General features: G+C 70.6%; 3 protein-coding genes. All 3 read left to right on the plus strand.

Annotated elements, in window-relative coordinates; translation table 11 throughout:
- The first annotated feature begins 25 nt into the window (after window positions 1-25).
- From ACZ4FV_RS34300 to ACZ4FV_RS34310, 3 genes are read left to right on the plus strand one after another with little or no spacing between them, the layout of a single operon-like run.
- A complete protein-coding gene (locus ACZ4FV_RS34300) occupies window positions 26-7,810 on the plus strand; it encodes an amino acid adenylation domain-containing protein (RefSeq protein ID WP_465324141.1) in 7,785 nt (2,594 codons plus the stop codon).
- Window positions 7,807-16,716, plus strand: a complete 8,910-nt coding sequence (locus ACZ4FV_RS34305; RefSeq protein WP_465324143.1) for a non-ribosomal peptide synthetase — start codon at window positions 7,807-7,809, stop codon at window positions 16,714-16,716. Before ACZ4FV_RS34300 ends, ACZ4FV_RS34305 begins: the two co-directional genes overlap by 4 nt.
- Window positions 16,717-16,721: 5 nt before the next feature.
- Window positions 16,722-20,528: a non-ribosomal peptide synthetase gene (locus tag ACZ4FV_RS34310; protein WP_402242016.1), complete on the plus strand. Its 3,807-nt coding sequence runs from the start codon at window positions 16,722-16,724 to the stop codon at window positions 20,526-20,528.
- Window positions 20,529-20,580: the final 52 nt, after the last annotated feature.

Genomic DNA, 20,580 nt, shown 5'->3' on the forward strand with positions numbered 1-20,580 from the left:
GTGGTCCTGCCGATTTGGAGAAACAATGATCCCGTTGTCGTTCGCGCAGCGTCGGCTGTGGTTCGTGGACCGGTTCGAAGGCCCTTCGCCGACCTACAACGGCGCGTCCGCCCTGCGACTGACCGGTGAATTGAGCGTGGGTGCGCTGGAGTCGGCGCTCCACGATGTCATCGACAGGCACGAGGCCCTTCGCACGGTGATCGTCGAGGACGACGACGGCGTTCCGCACCAACAGGTGCTGCCATCCGGTCGCAAGCCGTTCGACCTGCCGGTCGTCGAGGTCGCGGCGGAGGAGCAACGGGCGGCGGCGATCGACGAGGTGGCCACCGCGACCTTCGATCTGGCCGCCGACGCGCCGATTTGTGCCCGGCTGATCCGGTGCGGACCGCGTGACCACACCCTGGTGCTGGTGGTGCACCACATCGCCGTGGACGGGGAGTCCTTCGGACCGCTGTTCCGCGATCTCGCCACGGCCTACGCGGCCCGCCGGGAGGGCAGGGCCCCGGCGTGGGAGCCGCTCGCGGTGCAGTACGCGGACTACACGCTGTGGCAGCGGGACGTGCTCGGTGACGAGTCCGATCCGGACAGCCTGGCGGCCAGGCAACTGGCCTACTGGCGCGAAGCGTTGGCCGACCTGGCACAGCCGCTGGCGATACCCACCGATCGCCCGCGTCCGAAGGCGATGAGCCGCCGCGGCGATCGGGTCCCGTTCTCGATCGACCCCGACCTGCTCCGGTCCGTGGAAAAGGTGGCGGCGCAAGCGGACACCACGGTCTCGATGGTCATGCATTCCGCGTTGGGTGTCCTCCTGTACCACCTCGGCTGTGGGGACGACGTCCCCATCGGCGCGCCGATCGCGGGGCGGACGGACGAGGAACTGCGGGACCTCGTCGGGTTCTTCGTCAACACCTGGGTACTGCGCGTCGACCTCTCCGGGAACCCGACCTTCCGCGAACTGCTCCGGCGGGTGCGGGACCGGTCCCTCGCCGCCTACGACAACCAGGACATGCCGTTCGAGCGGTTGGTGGAACTGCTGAACCCGGACCGGTCCACCGCGTACGACCCGTTCTTCCAGGTGATGCTCTCCTGGCAGCCGCCCGTACCGGATCTGGAACTGCCGGGCTTCGAGGTCCGGGCCGAGCGGCTCGAGACCGGAACCGCCAAGTTCGACCTGTTCTTCGACATGATCCCGAACGGCTCGGGCGGGGCGGCGTGCCGTCTGGAGTACGCCACCGACCTGTTCGACCGGGAGACGGTCGAGGGCATCGCGAACCGGTTCGTCCGCGTGCTGAGCCGGCTCGTCGGCGACTCGGAACGCGGGATCGGCGGCCTCGACGTGCTCGACAACGCCGAGCGGGACCGGTTGCTCACCCGCTACAACGACACCGCCGCGACGGTGTCCGAATCAACCATCCCGGAACTGTTCGAACGCCGGGCGGCCGGGACGCCGGATGCCCCGGCGATCGTCTGCGCCGACCGCACGCTGACCTACCGGGAACTCGACGACCGGGCCAACGGCGTCGCGTGGGAACTGATCCGGCGTGGTGCCGGTCCGGAGGACCTGGTGGTGCTGGCGTTGCCGCGCACCGAGGACCTGGTGGTCGGCCTGCTCGGGATCCTCAAGTCCGGTGCCGCCTACCTGCCGATGGACCCGCAGTATCTCGGCGGGCGGGCGGAGAGCGTGCTGGCCGAGGCGGCTCCGCGTTTCGCGGTCACCGACACCGGGACATGGCGGAACCTGCCGCGCAACGACATCTCGACCGTCGACCTCGACCTGCGCGCGGAATGGGACTCGCCCGAGGGGGCGCCGGACGACGCGAGCCGGATCTCGCCGTTGGGTCCGGACAACCTGGCGTACGTGATGTACACCTCCGGCTCCACGGGCAAGCCGAAGGGCGCCGCGATCACGCATCGCAACGTCGTCAACGGAGTGCGGGAACTGGTGCGCGTGCTGGACGCGCCGCCCGGGTGGCGGATGCTCGCCGGTACCTCGGTGAACTTCGACGTCTCGGTCTTCGAACTGCTGTCCACGCTGTCCACCGGCGGCACGGCCGAGGTGGTGCCGAACGCACTGGCGCTCGGCGAACGGGACGGCTGGGACGGTCACGTGATCAGCGCGGTTCCCTCGGTGCTCGGGGAACTCGTGGGTCACCTGGGCAAGACGCCCGACGTGCGCACGGTGGTATTCGCGGGCGACCTGCTCCCGGCCCGGCTGGTGCGCCAGGTGCGCGAGGCGCTGCCCGGGGTGCAGGTGGTGAATTCCTACGGGCAGAGCGAGAGCTTCTACGCCACCACGTTCTCCCTCGCGGGGTCCGAGGAATGGGCGGAGAACGACGTTGTGCCGATCGGTACCCCCCTGGGGAACATGCGCGCCTACGTGCTGGGCCCGGGACTCGCCCCGGTGCCGCAGGGCGTAATCGGTGAGCTGTACGTGGTCGGGATCTGCCTGGGCCGCGGCTATCACGGCCTTCCGGGCCTGACCGCCGAGCGGTTCGTGGCGAACCCGTTCGGCCCCTCGGGCGAGCGGATGTACCGCACGGGCGACCTGGCCCGCTGGAACGCCCGTGGGCAACTGGAGTGCGTCGGCCGGGTCGACGGCCAGGTGAAGGTGCGCGGCTTCCGGATCGAAACCGCGGAGGTCGAGGCGGCGTGCGCGCTGTACCCCGGGATCAGCGAGGCGGTGGTGATCAGCCGGGAGGTGCCCTCGGGCGGGCGTCGGCTCGTCGCGTACGTGGTGCACGCCGGCGACGGAGCCGTCGGTGACGACGGCGCCGGTGGGATCGGCGATGTGGAACTCCTGGCCGGCGCCTCGGCAGCCGAACTGCGCAGGTTCGTCGCGGCACGGCTGCCCGACTACATGGTGCCGTCGGCGTTCGTGACGCTTGGCCGCATGCCGTACGGGCCGACCGGCAAGCTGGACCGCTCGGCGCTGCCCGAACCGGAGTTCGTGGGCGAGACCTACGTGGAGCCGCGCACCGAGGCCGAGGCGATCATCACCGCGGCGTACGCGGACGTGCTCGGTGTGGACCGGGTCGGTGTCGACGACGACTTCTTCGCGGTCGGTGGGGACAGTCTGCGGTCGCTGCAAGTGGTCGCGCGGACCCGGGCCCGGGGCCTGGACCTCACCACGCGGGAGATCTTCGAGTGCCGCACGGCGGCCCGGCTGGCCGAAGTGGCCTCGGCCCGCCGGGACCGCACGCCCGCGCTCGCCGAGGACGAGGGTGGCGGCATCGGCCCGATGCCATTGCAGCCGGTGGCGCGCCAGGTGTTCGAAAACGGCGGCGGGACGAACCGGTTCGCCATGGCGATGGCTCTGGAACTGCCGGCGGGCATCGACGCGAGCGGTCTGGCCGCGACGCTGGACGCCGTGCTCGAGCGGCACGACCTGCTGCGCGCGCGACTCGTGCGCGGCGACGAACCCTCGCTCGTCGTACGCCCGGTGGGCGCCGTACGGGCCGCGGATCTGATCCGCCGGGTTTCCTGTGCCGGCCGGTGGGACGAGCCGTCCTCGGTGGAGGCGGCGAAGGCGGAACTGGACGAGGCGACCGGGCGACTCGACCCGGAAGCCGGGACCATGGCGGACTTCGTCTGGTTCGCCCCCGAGTCGGGTGCGGGCCGGCTGCTCGTGGTCCTGCACCACCTGGTCGTGGACGGCGTCTCCCTGCGCATCCTCATGTCGGACTTCGCCGAGGCGTGGCAGCAGGTCCGGTCCGGCCGGACGCCCGAGTTGCCCGCGGTGGGGACCTCCGCCCGGCGCTGGGCGTCGGCGCTGCAGAGCGAGGCGCTCGCCCCCGAGCGCGAGGCGGAAGTGGCGTACTGGCGCGACCTGCTCGCCGCGCCGAACCCCCCGCTGGGCACGCGGGCGTTCGATCCGGCGGTGGATGTGATGTCCACGGTGGACAGCGTGCGCGTGCAGTTGCCCGCCGATGTCACCGACGCGGTGCTGACCAGGCTTCCCGCGGCGTACAGGGGCACCGGGACCGACGTGCTGCTCGCCGCGCTCGCTCTGGCGGTGAACCGGTGGCGCGGCAAGGAGGACTCGACCCTGGTCCGAATGGAGGGGCACGGTCGCGCGGAGGACCTCGTTCCCGGGGCCGACCTCTCCCGGACCGTCGGGTGGTTCACCAGCATGTACCCGGCCCGGATCGACGTGCGCGGGGTGGACGCGGCCGACGTGCTCGCGGGCGGACCCGCGGCCGGGAAGGCGATCAAGCTGGTCAAGGAGCAACTGCGTGGGATCCCGGACAAGGGCGTGGGTTACCAACTGCTGCGCTATCTGAACCCGGAGACCGCCCCGCAACTCGCCGAGCACCCGGCGCCGCAGATCGGATTCAACTACCTCGGCCGGATCTCCGACGCCGATGTGCCCGAACACCTGCGCGCGCACGGATGGGGACCGGCGTCGTGGTCCACCGAGTTGATCCCGGCTCCCGACCCGGACCTGCCCGCGCTGTCCGTGCTGGAGGTCGGCTCGGTCGCCACGGACACCGCCGACGGCGCCCGGTTGCAGGCGGCCTTCATGTTCCCCACCGGGTTGCTCTCCCGCGAGCGTGTCCGCGAACTGGTCGACCTGTGGGTCGAGGTGCTGCACGGCATGGCCGGGCACGCCGCACAGCCGCGGACGGGCGGGCTCACGCCGTCGGACGCCCCGCTGGTTCCGGTGCGGCAGGACGAGATCGAGGCGTGGGAAGAGCGCTACGGCCGACTGACCCAGGTGTGGCCGCAGGCGCCGGGCCAGTCCGGGATCCAGTTCCAGGCCGCGATCGCCGACGGCTCCTTCGACGTCTACCACATGCAGTTCGTGCTGCACCTGTCCGGGCACGTGGACCCGGAGCGCATGCGGTCGGCCGGGCAGGCGCTGCTCGAGCGGTATCCGAACCTGCGCTCCGCGTTCCTGATCAGGGCCGGCGGCGATCCGGTGCAGGTCGTGGCGGAACACGTCGCCTTGCCCTGGCGGCACATCGAGCTGGGCGATCGCAGCGTGGCCGAGCAGGACGCGGTGCTCGACAACGTCCTCGCCGAGGATCGGGCCGACCGGCTGGACCCCACCCGGCCGCCGTTGTTCCGCCTGGCACTGCTCACCTGCGGGGCGCAGCGGGGCAAACTCGTCATCACCGCGCATCACACCGTGTTCGACGGCTGGTCGTCGCCGTTGGTGTTCAAGGATCTGATTCGGCTGTACTCCGGGACCCACGAACTTGCTCCGGTCCGGAGCTACGGTGACTACCTGGCCTGGCTGTCCACACGAGACCGGGCGGCCTCGGCCGAGCGGTGGAGGGCCGAGCTCGCCGGATTCGACCAGCCGACCCTGATGGCCCCGGATGCTCCCCTCCAGGAGAAGGCGGCGGCCCTGGGGCGGGTCGAGGTACCGCTGTCGATCGACCAGGGACGTGAACTCGCCGGGCGCGCCGCGGAACTCGGGGTCACGCTGAACACGCTCCTGCAGGGCGCGTGGGCGATCCTGCTCTCGAAGCTGACCGGGCGGCGGGACGTGGTGTTCGGCGCCGCGGTCAACGGCCGCCCGGCGGATCTCCCCGGCTCGGAAGAGATGGTCGGCCTGTTCATCAACACCCTGCCGACCAGGGTGTTCTGCCCGCCGGACCACAGCGTGGGCGACATCGTCACCGCATTGCAGGAGCGGCAGACCGCGCTGCTCGACCACCACTACTACGGGCTGGCCGACATCCAACGCGGCGTCGGACTGCCCGCCCTGTTCGACACGATCGTCGTGTTCGAGAACTACCCGGTCGACCGCGAGGGCATCGTCGACGCGAACACCGCGGCGGGGTTCACGATCGACGCCATCCGGCCGTTCGCGGGCTCGCACTACGCCCTGACCCTCAACGCGTCCGACCCCTACCTGAGGCTCTCCCTCGACTACCGCAACAACCTCTACGACCGGGAAGCGGCCCAGCTCATCGCGGCTCGGCTCGTTCGTGTGCTGGAGCAGGTGCTCGAGGACCCGACGGCGCCGGTCGGCGCCCTCGAGGTGCTGGTGCGGGACGAGCGGGACCGGCTGGTGCGGCGGGTCAACGACACGGCGCATCCGGTGGCCGCGGACACCCTGCCGGGCGCGTTCGAGGCCCAGGTGGCGCGCGAGCCCGACCGGGTGGCGCTGATCGGCGAGCACGAGACGCTGACGTACCGGGAGTTCAACCGGCGCGCCAATCAACTCGCGCATTGGCTGGTCGTGCAGGGCGCCGGTCCGGAACGCGCGGTCGCGGTGCGGATCCCTCGCTCGGTGGACCTGCTGGTGGCGCTCTACGCGGTGGTCAAGGCGGGTGCGGCCTACCTGCCGGTGGACGTCGACCTGCCCGAGGACCGGGTGCGGCACGTGCTGGACAGCGCCGAGCCGCTGCTGGTGCTCGACGGGGCGCTCCCGGACGTGTCCGGCTACCCGGTGGTGAATCCGGAGCGGACGTTGTCGCCGGACAACGCCGCGTACGTCATCTACACCTCCGGCTCCACCGGCGGCCCCAAGGGTGTGCTGGTGTCGCACCGCTCGATCATGAACCGATTGAAGTGGGGATTGGCGCACTTCGACGTCGGCGCCGAGGACCGGGTGCTGCTCAGCACCTCGGCGAGCTTCGACGTCTCGGTGCCCGAGTTGTTCGCCCCCCTGCAGATCGGGGCGGCCGTGGTGATCGCGCGCCCGGACGGCCGCCGGGATCCGGCCTATCTGGCCGAGTTGATCCACCGGGAGCGGGTGACCGGCGCGGACTTCGTGCCCTCCCTGCTGGAGGCGTTCGTCGCCGAGCCCTCGGCCAAGCAGTGCACGAGCCTGCGCTGGATCGAGGTCGCGGGCGAGGCGTTCCCGGCCGCGCTGGCGAACAGGGCGGCGGAACTGCTGCCGGAGTGTGGTGTGCACAACCTCTACGGGCCCACCGAGGCGGCGGTGGAGGTCACCGCGTGGCAGCACGTGCCCGGCGCGGACCGGGTGCCGATCGGCGCACCGGTCTGGAACACCCGGGTGTACGTGCTGGACGCGGCGCTGCGCCCGGTCCCGCCCGGGGTCGCCGGCGAGTTGTACCTGGCCGGTGCCGGACTCGCCCGGGGCTACGTCGGGCAACCGGGCCTGACCGCACACCGCTTCGTCGCCTGCCCGTACGGAGCACCGGGAACCCGGATGTACCGCACCGGGGACCTGGTGCGGTGGAACGAGGACGACCGGGTCGAGTACCTCGGACGTACCGACTTCCAGGTCAAGGTCCGCGGCTTCCGGATCGAGCTGAGCGAAGTGGAGGCGGCGCTGACCGCGCACCCGGACGTCGAGCACGCGGTGGTCGTGGTGCGCGAGGAGCGCTCCGGCGACCAGCGGTTGGTCGCGTACGTGGTGCCGGGCAACGGCAAGGCGGAACCGTTCGAGCCGGACCTCATCGGCCTGGCGGAGCTGGCCCGGGAGCGGTTGCCGGAGTACATGGTCCCCTCGGTGATCGTGCCGCTCGCCGAGTTCCCCGTGACATCGAGCGGGAAGCTCGACCGCAAGGCGCTGCCGGCACCCGACCACGCCGAGGTCGCCGCCGGGCGAGGGCCGCGCAACCACACCGAGGAAGTCCTGTGCCGACTGTTCGCCGAGCTGCTCGGGGTGGACGAGGTCGGCATCGACATCAACTTCTTCGAGCACGGTGGGCACTCGCTGCTGGCCACCCGGCTCACCGGCCGCATCCGCGGCGAGCTCAACGTCGACGTGAAGGTCACGACGGTGTTCCGCAATCCGACCGTTGCCCAGCTGGCGGAGCAGATCGAGAAGTTGGCCACATCGAAGCGCCCCCAGCTGCGACAGATGACCATAGAGGAGAAGCGTCGATGATCCCGTTGTCCTTTGCCCAGGGTCGGATGTGGTTCCTCCACCGCCTGGAAGGCCCCTCCGCGACCTATAACGTGCCGTTCGCGCTGCGCCTGGAAGGACGGCTGGACACCACGATCCTGGCCGCGGCCGTGACGGATGTCGCAACCCGGCACGAGAGCCTGCGCACCCTGGTCGTCGAGGACGCGGACGGTACGCCGGAGCAGCGGATCCTGTCTCCGGAGGAGGCCACCCTGCCCTTTCGGGTGGTCGACGTGGCCGCGGACGCGGTGGATGCCGCGCTGCACGAGTTCGCGCGCGAGCCGTTCGACCTGGTCACCGAACTTCCTTTGCGGACCAGTGTGTTCCGGATCGCTCCGCAGGAGCACGTCCTGGTGTTCGTGTTCCACCACATCGCCGCGGACGGGGCGTCGATGGCGCCGTTCCTGCGGGACCTGATGTCGGCGTACGAGGCCCGCCATCGGGGGAGGCCGCCGGAGTGGGCACCGCTGGCGGTGCAGTACAAGGACTACACGCTGTGGCAGCGGCAGGTGCTGGGTGACGAAGCCGACCCGGAGAGCGTGGCCGCAGCGCAACTCGCTTACTGGAAGGACGAGTTGGCCGCAGTTCCGCAGCCCATGCAACTTCCGCTGGATCGGCCGCGGCCGACGGTGGCGAGCTATCGCGGCGGCGAAGTGCACTTCGAGCTGGCACCCGAGGTGTTGTCCGGGTTGCAGAAGCTGGCCGTGGACCACGGTGGCACGGCGCCGATGGTGGCCCAGGCCGCGCTGGCGGTGCTGCTGCACAAGCTGGGCGCGGGGGAGGATGTGACGATCGGCAGTCCGATCGAGGGGCGCGCCGATGAGCAACTCGACGACCTGATCGGGTTTTTCGTCAACACCTGGGTACTGCGCGCCGATCTGTCGCGGAACCCGACGTTCGGCGAGCTGTTAAAGCAGGTACGGGACAAGGCCCTCGCCGCGTACGACAACCAGGACATTCCGTTCGAACGGTTGGTGGAGCTGCTCAACCCGGATCGCTCCACCGCGTACCAGCCGTTGTTCCAGACGGTGCTGGGCTGGCAGTTCGTGTGGCCGGAGATCGAGATGCCGGGTCTGCGGGTCACCCCGGTCGGGGCGGGCACCGGTACCGCGAAGTTCGACCTGTTCTTCAACATCGTCCCGAAGGCGTCCGGGGGCGCGCTCGGGCTCCTGGAGTACGCGACGGACCTGTTCGAGCACGGCACGGCCGTGCGGATCGTCGACCGGTTCGTGCGCATCCTCGAGCAGGTGCTCGAGGACCCGACGCTGCCGGTCGGCGCCATCGAGGTGCTGTCGACACAGGAACGGGACTGGTTGATAGGGGAGGTCAACGACACGGCGCATCCGGTGGTCGCGGACACCCTGCCGGGCGCGTTCGAGGCCCAGGTGGCGCGCGAGCCCGACCGGGTGGCGCTGATCGGCGAGCACGAGACGCTGTCCTACCGGGAGTTCAACCGGCGCGCCAATCAACTCGCGCATTGGCTGGTCGAGCAGGGCGCGGGTCCGGAGCGGCTGGTGGTGGTGCGGATCCCGCGTTCGGTGGATCTGCTGGTGGCGATCTACGCGGTGATCAAGACGGGCGCGGCCTATCTGCCGGTGGACACCGAACTGCCCGAGGACCGGGTGCGGTATCTGCTGGACACCGCGAGGCCGCTGCTGGTGCTCGAGGAAGAGCTTCCGGAGGTGTCCGGGTACTCCGAGGCCAACCCGCAGCGGTCGTTGTCGCCGGACAACCCCGCGTATGTCATCTACACCTCCGGGTCCACCGGTGCTCCCAAGGGTGTGCAGGTCTCGCATCGGTCGATCATGAACCTGATGGCGTGGCGCCTGGCCTATTTCGGGATCGGCGTCCGGGACCGGGTGCTGGTGAGCTCGTCGGCGAGCTTCGACGCCTCGGTGCCGGAGTCGTTCACGCCGTTGCTGGCCGGTGCGGCCGTGGTCATCGCGCGACCGGACGGGCGCCGGGATCCGGCGTATCTGGCCGAGTTGATCCGGCGGGAGGGGGTGACCGGCGCCTTCTTCGTTCCCTCGCTGCTGGAAGTGTTCGTCGCCGAGCCCTCGGCGGCGCGGTGCTCCGGGCTGCGCTGGGTGGAGGCGGGAGGTGAGGCGTTCCCCGCCGAGTTGGCCGACAAGGTCGCCGACCTGCTGCCGGGTTGTGCCGTGCACAACCTCTACGGCCCCACCGAGGTGGCGGTCGAGGTCACCGCGCGAGAGCACGTACCGGGTTCGGACCGGCTGCCGATCGGCGCGCCGATCTGGAACACCCGGGTGTACGTGCTGGACACGGAGCTGCGCCCGGTCGCGCCCGGGGTCGCCGGTGAGCTGTACCTGGCCGGCGTCGGGCTCGCCCGGGGCTACCTCGGGCAACCGGATCTGACCGCGCATCGGTTCGTCGCGTGCCCCTACGGTGTACCGGGAAGCAGGATGTACCGCACCGGGGACCTGGTGCGATGGAACCGGGACGGCCAGGTCGAATACCTCGGCCGCACCGACTTCCAGGTCAAGATCCGTGGTTTCCGGATCGAGCCGGGGGAGATCGAGCACGCGCTGGCGGGCCATCCCGGTGTGGCGCAGGCGGCGGTCGTGCTGCGGGAGAACGAGCAGGGCGAAAAGCAGCTCGTGGGATACGTGGTGCCCAGGCCGGATGCCGCGCCGGCCGATGCCGGCGCCCAGGTGGACGAGTGGCGTCACCTCTACGACGACAATTACGCCGGTTCCGGTGACGAGGTGTTGGGCGAGGACTTCGGAGGCTGGAACTCCAGCTACACCGGTGAGCCGATCCCGCTCGAGCAGATGCTGGAGTGGCAGGACGCGGCGGTCGCACAGGTGTTGCGGTACGCGCCGCGGCGGGTGCTGGAGATCGGCGTGGGTTCCGGTCTGCTCCTGGGGAAGATCGTCGGTGAAGTCGAGGAGTACTGGGGCACCGATATCTCGGCCACGGTGGTGGACCGGGTCCGGGCGCAGGCCGAACAGGCCGGATACGGCGACCGGGTCCGGTTGAGCGCCCAACCGGCCGACGACGTCTCCGGGCTGCCCCGGGGCCGGTTCGACACCGTCGTGCTCAACTCGGTGGTGCAGTACTTCCCGAGCATCGAGTACCTGGACCAGGTGCTCCGCCAGGTGATGGAACTCCTCGTGCCCGGCGGCCGCGTCATCGTCGGCGACGTCCGCAACGCCACGACCCGCCGCCTGCTGCTGACCGCCGTGCAATACGCCGAAAACCCCCACGCCTCCCATGAGGAGCTGCGCCGGCTGGTGGAGAAGGCGTTGCTCGCCGAGCAGGAGTTGGTGATCGCTCCGGAGTGGTTCACCGAGTGGGCGGGAGGCGATCCGGTCGCGGTCGACATCCGGTTGAAGCCCGGGCGGGCGCAGAACGAGCTGACCCGGCACCGCTACGAGGTCGTCCTGCACAAGCAACCGGCCGACGTCCTCGACCTGGCCGGCGTGCGGTCGGTGCCGTGGGGTGGGCAGTCGGCCGACCTGGCCGACCTGGCCCGCCACGCGGACCCGGCACAGGGCCCGGTACGGGTCAGCGGGATACCCAACGCGCGTCTGGTCGAGGAGGTCGCCGTGACCGTCGCGGCCGGTCTCCTGGACTCGGCGTCCCCGCCGGGAGCACCGGTGGATCCGCAGGATCTGCTCCGGTGGGCACGCGAGAACGGTCGGGACGCGATTCTCACCTGGTCGGGCGAGGACGCGCGCTGCTTCGAAGCGGTGCTGCTGCCCGAGCGGCAGATCCGACCGCGCACCGTCTCCGGCTCGTTCGTTCCCACCGGTGCGGGCGGGCGCACGTGGGCGAACGCCCCCGCACTGGCCAGATCGATCGGTGCGTTGCTCGTCGAACTGCCCGAATACCTGCGTGGGCGTCTCCCCGACTACATGCTGCCGACCGCGATCGTGCCGCTCTCGGCGCTACCGCTGACTCCGAGCGGAAAACTGAACCACCGGGCTCTGCCCGCGCCGGAATACGCGCGGGTATCGACCGGCCGGGCACCGCGTGGTCAACACGAGGAGGCCCTAGGCGCGCTGTTCGCGGAAGTGCTCGGCGTCGAGCGCGTCGGCGTCGACAACGACTTCTTCGCCAGTGGCGGGGACAGCATTCGCTCCATCCAGATCGTCGCGCGGGCCAGGGCCCGAGGCATCGACATCAACACACGGGAGATCTTCGAGCACCGCACGGTCGCTCGGCTCGCGGAACTGGTCGAAGGACGCGAAGAGGAACGCCTCAGCTTGGCGGAACTGCCGGGTGGCGGCACGGGGTGGGCTCCGCTGCCCCCGACGGCGGAGCACGTGCTCGCGCTCGGCGGTGGCCTGTCCCGGCTCTGCATGACCGCGATGCTGACCCTGCCCGAGGACATCGACCGGGCGGGGCTGGTGGCGACGGTGCAGGCCGTGCTGGACCGGCACGACGTGTTGCGTTCGCGGCTCGATCGGGCGCGGTCGGGCCTGTGGATCGAATCGCCCGGCCGAGTGCACGCCGACACGCTGCTGCGGGAGGTCGCCGTGGGCGACACCGGCACGGCCGCGGACGCGGCTCTCGCCGAGCTGCACGCGGCGGCGGGTCGGCTGGATCCGGACGCGGGGGTGATGGCGCAGTTCGTGTGGTTCACCTCGCCCACGGACGCGGGCCGGTTGTTGATCGTGCTGCACCATCTGGTGGTCGACGGGGTCTCGTGGCGGATCCTGCTACCGGATCTGGTCGCGGCATGGGAGCGGGTCCGCGACGGTCGTGCGCCGGAACTCGCCGAGGTGGGGACCTCGTTGCGCCGCTGGGCACACGCGCTGGCCGACGAGGCGAACAACCCGGAGCGGGTGGCGGAACTGCCCCTGTGGCAGCGGATCCTGCGCGATGACGAGCCGGTGCTCGGCGCACGGAAGCCGGATCCGGCGCGGGATGTCGCCGCCACCGTGGACACGGTGCGCGTCCAGGTACCGGCACAGGTCACCGAGGCAGTGCTGAACACGGTGCCCGCGATCTTCGGGGGCGGCGTCGACGACGGGCTGCTGGCCGCTCTGGCGCTCGCGCTGGCCCACTGGCGTCGCACGCGGGGCGTGCCCGCCTCCTCGACGCTGGTCCGCCTGGAAGGGCACGGCCGGGAGGAGCAGGTGGTGCCCGGCGCGGATCTCTCGCGCACGATCGGGTGGTTCACCGCGATGTATCCGGTGCGGCTGGACCTGGCCGGCGTCGACGTGGCGGAAGCCTTCGCCGGCGGTCCGGCCGCCGGTCGGGCGATCAAGGCGGTCAAGGAGCAACTGCGGGCGGTTCCGGACAACGGGATCGGCTTCGGCCTGCTGCGCCGGCTCAACCCGGAGACCGCCGCCGCGCTGGCCGCGGAACGGGAACCGCAGATCGGGTTCAACTACCTCGGTCGGACTTCCGGCGCGGACATCCCCGAGGAACTGCGGGGCCTGGGTTGGGCACCGGACACCACACAGCCGGACCTGATCGCCGCGCCGGACGCGGACATGCCGGCGCTGTCGGCGCTGGAGATCAACGCGGTGGCCGCCGGCGCCCCCGACGGCGAGCGTTTGACCGCCTGGTTCGCCTTCCCCACCGGTGTGCTCTCCCGCGAGGAGGCGACCGAGTTGGCCGGGCTGTGGGTCGAGGCACTGACCGCCCTGGCCCGGCACGCCGCGAGCCCCGACGCGGGCGGGATGACCCCGACGGACGCGCCCCTGGTCGGGGTGAGCCAGGGGGAGATCGACGCCTGGGAGGCCCGATTCGGCCGGCTGGCCGAGGTGTGGCCGGTGACCCCGGCGCAGTCCGGGATCCTCTTCCACTCGATGCTGGCCGGATCCTCGTTCGACGCCTATCACGTGCAAATGGCGTTCCACCTGGCCGGTGCGGTGGACCCGGAGCGGATGCGCCGGGCCGGGCAGGCACTGCTGGAGCGTCACGCCAACCTCCGTGCGGCGTTCGTCAACCGATCCGACGGCGACTTCGTGCAGGTGGTGCCGGCGGCCGGGGTGACCCTGCCGTGGCAGCACCTCGACCTGACCGGGCGCGGCGAGGCGGAGCGAACCGAGGCGTTGGAGCAGTTCCTCGTCCGGGATCGGGCCGCCCACTTCGACGTGGAGAACCCGCCGCTGACGCGGCTGGCGCTGGTCGTGCTCGGGCCCGATCGGGCCGAACTCGTGCTGACCACCCACCACGCGCTCTACGACGGCTGGTCCACGCCCTTGCTGATGCGCGAACTGCTGCTGTTCTACGCGGCCGACGGCGACCGCGTCGAGCTGCCCGAAACGCGGAGCTACGGCGAGTTCCTGGCCTGGCGCGCACGACAGGACCAGGACGAGGCGGCAAGGGCGTGGGCGGCCGAGTTCGATGGGGTCCAGGAGCCGACCCTGCTGGCTCCCGGCTCCAAGGGCGCGAGCGAAGACGGCCTCGACCAGGTCGAGTTCGCACTTTCCCTCGACTTGTCGAGCCGACTCAACCGGCGCGCGTCCGAGTTGGGCGTGACCATCAACACCGTGGTCCAGGCCGCCTGGGCGTTGTTGCTCGGCCAACTCACCGGCCGCCGGGACCTGGTGTTCGGCGCGACCGTCTCCGGGCGCCCGGCCGAGGTGACCGGGGTCGAGTCGATGGTCGGGATGTTCATCAACACCCTGCCCGTGCGTGTGGAGTACGCGCCCGGCGACACCCTCGCCGAGGTCGTCACCCGCCTTCAACACCGGCAGGCCGGCCTCCTGGAGCACCACCACTACAGCCTCACCCAGATCCAGGGTGTGGTGGGGTTGCAGACCCTCTTCGACACGCTGGTCGTCTTCGAGTCCTATCCGGTCGACCGGGAGGGCATCGGCGCCGCCACCGAGGCCGCGGACGGGATCGCCTTCCTCGGCATGCGCCCGTCCAACGGCACCCACTACCCCCTGGCGCTGATGGCGGCGGCCGATCCGGGCCTGGAGTTCCTCCTCCAGTACGCGCCCGGTGTCTTCGACCGGGACACGGTGCAGGTGTACGCGGACCGATTCGTGCGCGTCCTGGAACAACTCGCGGCCACGCCCGAGCTGAGGATCGCGCAGCTCGACGTCCTGGACCCGGCCGAACGCCACCGACTCCTCGTCGAGTTCAACGACACGGCCGTCCCGACCCCGGACGTCACGATCGCCGGGCTCGTGGAAGCACAGGCGACGCGGACCCCGGACGAGGTCGCCGTGGTCGCCGGGGGCGAGTCGCTCACGTACCGCGAGGTGAACGCCCGGGCCGACCGCCTGGCGCGCGAACTGGTCGACCGTGGCGTGGGCCCGGAAGCGTTGGTCGCGGTGTCGCTGCCGCGGACGGCGGACCTGGTGATCGCACTGCTCGCGGTCCTGAAGGCGGGCGGCGCGTATCTGCCGGTCGATCCCAGGTATCCCGGCCACCGCCTCGTCGCGATCCTCGAGGAGGCGCGGCCGCACCTGGTCGTGGCGCACTCCGCGACGGTCGCGGTGCTGCCCGAGCACGACGCCCCGGATCTGCTCCTCGACACACTCGAGCCTTCCCAGGACGCCCCGGATCTCGAACGTCGGATCCACGCCGAGCAGTTGGCATACGTGATGTACACCTCCGGCTCCACCGGCAAGCCCAAGGGCGTCGCCATCACGCACGCGAACGTGGTCAACGGCGTGCTGCGGCTCGCCGCGCGTGTGGGCATGGGGCCGGGCAAGCGGCTTCTCGCGGGCACGTCGATCAACTTCGACGTCTCGGCCTTCGAGATCTTTACGACCCTCGCCACCGGCGGCGTCGTCGACGTCGTCCAGGACGTCCTGGTCCTGGGCGACCGCAAGGGCTGGAGCGGCAGCGTCATCTCCACCGTGCCGTCCGCCTTCGCCGAACTCGTCGACGAGATCTCCGATCGCACCGCCGTGGAGACGGTCGTCTTCGCCGGCGAGGCCCTGCCCTCGTCGCTCGTGGAGAGGACCCGGGCCGCCTTCCCGGGAGTACGGATCGTCAACGCCTACGGGCAGAGCGAGTCGTTCTACGCCACCACCTGCGCCGTCGACGCGGATCCCCGGGGCCGGTCGGGCAGCGCGCCGGTGGGCACCCCCCTCGGCAACATGCGCACCTACGTCCTGGGCCCCGGCCTGGCTCCGGTGCCGCCGGGGGCGATCGGCGAGCTGTACGTCGGCGGGAACGTGGGCCGCGGCTACCACGGCCGCGGCGCGCCGACCGCCGAACGCTTCGTCGCCGACCCGTTCGGTCCGGCCGGCACACGCATGTACCGCACCGGTGACCTGGCCCGGGTCAACGGCGACGGCGAATTGGAATACGTGGGTCGCGGCGACACCCAGGTCAAGGTGCGCGGCTTCCGCGTCGAGCCCGCCGAGGTCGAGGCCGCGCTCACCGCACACCCCGCCGTCGCACAGGCCGCCGTGATCGCCCGTGACGGGCGCGGCGGCAACACCGGCAGGCGACTGGTCGCGTATGTCGTGCCCTCGGTCACCGACGACGGCACGACGTCCGAGGCCCCCTTGGGCCCGGATCCCAGGGACCTGCACGCTTTCGTCTCGGAGCGGCTGCCGGACTTCATGGTGCCGTCCGCCTTCGTCGTCCTCGACCGGTGGCCACTGGCCCCGAACGGCAAGCTGGACCGGGCCGCGCTGCCCGAGCCGGAGTACACCGGTGCCGCCTACCGGGCCCCCCGCACCGCCCGGGAACAAGCCCTGGCCGCGCTGTTCGCCGAGGTGCTCGGCGTGGACCGGGTCGGCCTCGACGACGGCTTCTTCGACCTGGGCGGGCACTCCCTGCTCGCCACCCGGCTGATCAGCCGCGCCCGCGCCGAACTGGGGATCGAGATCCCCATCCGCAAGATCTTCGACCTGCCGACCGTGTCCGCGCTCGCCGCGTGGTCGGAGGAATCGGCCGCTCCCCGTCGCCCCGGGCTGCGCAAGATGTTCGTAGAGGAGTAAAAGCCATGATTCCGCTGTCATTCGCCCAGCGCCGCATGTGGATTCTGCACCAGATGGAGGGCGGGTCGGAGAACTGGAACATGCCGGCGGCCTTCCGGCTGACCGGACCCCTGGACCACGCCGCCCTCGCCGCGGCGATCCGCGACGTGGTCGAGCGGCACGAGATCCTGCGCACCATCTACGTGACGGACGACGACGGTGAGCTCGGGCAACGGATCCTCCCGACCGCCGCGGCCTCGCCGCAGGTGTCGGTGGTCGAGGTGGCGCCGGAGGACATGGCCGGCGCGATCGAGGAGGCGATCGCGTACCGCTTCGACCTGACCGCCGAACCACCGCTTCAGGTGCGCCTGTTCCGCTGCGCGCCGGAGGAACACGTGCTGGTCCTGGTGCTTCACCACATCGCCTCGGACGGCAGCTCGGGCGCGCCGCTGGCCCGGGACCTGGCCACGGCCTACACAGCCCGCCGCGACGGCGAGGCGCCGCGGTGGGAGCCGTTGCCCGTGCAGTACAAGGACTACACGATGTGGCAGCGGGAGGTACTCGGCGACGTCACGGACCCGAACAGTCTCGCCGCGACGCAGGTCGAGTACTGGCGCAGGGAACTGGCCGGAGTGCCACAGCCGTTGAACCTGCCGCTGGACCGCCCGCGACCCGCGGAGACGAGTGGGCGCGGCGCCATGGTCGACCTCGTGGTGGAGCCGGAGGTGGCGAAGGGGCTGCAGAAGCTGGCCGACGAGCGCGGGACGAGCATGTCGATGGTCCTGCACGCCGCGTTGGCGGTGCTGCTGCGCAAGCTCGGCGGCGGGGACGACGTGACGATCGGCAGCTCGATCGCCGGGCGGACCGACGAAGCGCTGGCCGATCTGATCGGGTTCTTCGTCAACACCCAGGTACTGCGGGTGGACCTCTCCGGCGACCCGTCGTTCATCGACCTGCTCGCGCAGGTGCGGGACAAGGCGCTGACCGCCTACGAGCACCAGGACGTGCCGTTCGACATGGTGGTCGAGGCGATCAACCCCGAACGCTCCGCGGCCTACCAGCCGCTGTTCCAGGTGATGCTCGGCCTACAGAACTACGAGCGGCCCGACCTGGAACTGGCCGGGCTCACCCTGGAGGCCGAGCAGGCCCTCCCGTCGACCTCCAAGGTCGACCTGTTCTTCAACGTGATCGCGGACGAATCGGGGGCGCTGCGGGGCAACATCCTGTACGCGACCGACCTGTTCGAGCGGGAGACGGTCGAGGCCATCGCCGCCCGGTTCGTGCGTGTCCTGGAGCAGTCGGTCGCTGATCCGGGCATGTGCGTCGGGGATGTCGACGTACTGAGTGCGGGCGAGCGGCAGCGGCTGGTGACGGAGGTCAACGACACCGCCGAACCGACCCTGGAGCACGGCCTGATCGCGGCGGTGCGCAGGCAGGTGGAGGCGACCCCGGAGGCACTCGCGATCATCGGCGAAGAGGAGTCGCTCAGCTACCGGGAGATGGACGCGCGATCCGACAGGCTGGCGCACTGGCTGGTCGAGCGCGGTGTGCGGGCGGAGTCGCGGGTCGCCGTCCTCCTGCCCCGGACGGTGAATCTGGTGGTGGCGCTGCTGGCGGTGCTCAAGTCCGGTGGCGCCTACGTGCCGATCGATCCGGATCACCCGCGTTCCCGGATCGACTTCATCCTCGAGCACGCGGACCCGCTGCTGGTGCTCGACGCCGACGCGTTGGCCGGCGCGGATTGTTCGGGGTATCCGGACGCGCCACCGGAGGTGGTCGTGCGCCCGGAGAACGCCCAGTACGTGATCTACACGTCGGGGTCGACGGGCAAGCCGAAGGGGGTGGCGATCCCGCGCGGCGCGGTGGCGAACTACCTGGCCACGACCCAGCGGCGGTTCCCGTTGTCGGCCGCGGACCGGATGTTGTTCAGCACGACGGTGGCGTTCGACATGGCGAACACCGAGTTGTACCTCCCGTTCATCGCGGGCGCGACCATGGTGATGGCGGGGAAGGACACCGTCACCGATCCGTCGGCCGTGCTGGCGATGCTGCGCCGGCACGAGGTCACCGCGGTGCAGGCCACGCCCGCGTTCTGGCAGATGTTGTTGATGCACGAGCCGACCGCCGCGAAGGGCCTGCGGATCATCATCGGCGCGGAAGCCGTGCCGCTGCGCCTGGCCGAGACCCTGGCGGCCCAGGCCGCCGAGGTGTTCAACATGTACGGCCCGACCGAGACGGTGACGTGGTGCACCGAGGCGCGCCTGAAGGTGGGGGACGGTGTGCCGATCGGACTGCCGGTCGGGAACACCCAGGTGTACGTGCTCGATTCGCGGCTGCATCCGGTGCCGCCCGGGGTGCGGGGTGAGCTGTACATCGCCGGTGCCGGAATGGCCCGCGGGTACCAGGGTCGGCCCGAGCTGACCTCGGAGCGGTTCGTGGCGTGCCCGTTCGGCCCGGCCGGCGCGAGGATGTACCGGACCGGGGACGTGGTGCGCTGGGACGGCAACGGTCTGCTGGACTACATCGAGCGCACCGATTTCCAGGTGAAGATCCGGGGCTTCCGGATCGAGCTGGGCGAGATCGAACATGTGCTGACCGGACATCCGGGCGTGGCCCAGGCGGCGGCCGTGGTGCGGGAGAACCAGGACGGCGACAAGCGCATCGTGGGTTATGTGATGCCCGAGCCGGCCGAGGCCGACGACGGCGTGCAGGCGCTGCTCGCCGAGCTGCCCGAGTACTTGCGGGGGCGCCTCCCGGAGTACATGGTGCCCGCCACGGTGATTCCGCTCTCGGAGATCCCGCTGACCCCGAACGGGAAACTCGACCGCGAGGCATTGCCGGCCGAGGATGCGAACACCGAGGTCGGTCGCGAGCCGCGCAACGCCCACGAAGAGGAACTGTGCTCCCTCTTCGCCGAGTTGCTCGGCATCGAGAGGGTCGGGATCGACGACGACTTCTTCGCGCTCGGCGGGCACTCGCTCCTGGCCACCCGGCTCAGCGACCGCATCCGCAGTCGATTCGACGTCGACATGCCGCTCAGGACGATCCTCAAGTACCCCACGGTGGCCGAGTTGGCCTCGCTGGTGGTGATCGGCGGCATACCCGTGGACAACCCCGACCCGTTCGCGGTGGTGCTGCCGTTGAACAACGATCCCGGCACGGGCAAGCCGCCGCTGTGGTTCTTCCACGGGGGCGGCGGGCTGGGCTGGGCGTTCTTCGGTTTCGTGCCGTACGTGCGGGACCGGGCGGCCTACGCCCTGCAGTCCCGCGGTTCCGACGGCGTGGACACGCCGGTGGGGTCCGTGGAGGAGATGGTCGACGACTACATCGCCGAGATGCTGAAGATCCAGCCCGAAGGGCCCTTCCACCTCGTCGGCTGGTCCTACGGCGGCACACTCGTGCAAGCCGTCGCGGAGGGGCTCGACCGGCGTGGGCACCGAGTCGCTCTCACGGCCATCCTGGACTCCCAACCGGGAGGGCACGGGTTCACCGAGATCCACGCCGGCAAAACCCTCTCCGACTACCGGGCGGAACTCGAGGATTACTTCGGCCAATACATCGGCACCGACAATCTGCAATCCGCCCTGGACACCATGTCGAAGGTGCTGGCCAACAACACGAACCTGATGATGGATTTCCAATCGCCGGTCTACCGCGGCGATGTGCTGTTCTTCAGCGCGACGGATCAGGAAGGTTCGTACGCGCACCTGTGGCGGCCGTACGTCCTCGGTTCCATCGAGGTGCACGACGTGCACGCCTCGCACCACGAAATGAATATGCCCGCACCCGTGGCCGAAGCCATGGAGGTCATCGTCCGCAAGCTGGCGGAATGACCGGACAACGATTTCCCGGAACCGATTCGCCGAACCATCGAATGCATGATTG

The organism is Embleya sp. NPDC025285, assembly GCF_055558835.1.

Excerpts from the sequence above, each read along its gene's own strand:
- ACZ4FV_RS34305 (WP_465324143.1), top strand. The coding sequence starts at position 7,807 with ATGATCCCGTTGTCCTTTGCCCAGGGTCGGATGTGGTTCCTCCACCGC.
- ACZ4FV_RS34300 (WP_465324141.1), top strand. The coding sequence starts at position 26 with ATGATCCCGTTGTCGTTCGCGCAGCGTCGGCTGTGGTTCGTGGACCGG.
- ACZ4FV_RS34310 (WP_402242016.1), top strand. The coding sequence starts at position 16,722 with ATGATTCCGCTGTCATTCGCCCAGCGCCGCATGTGGATTCTGCACCAG.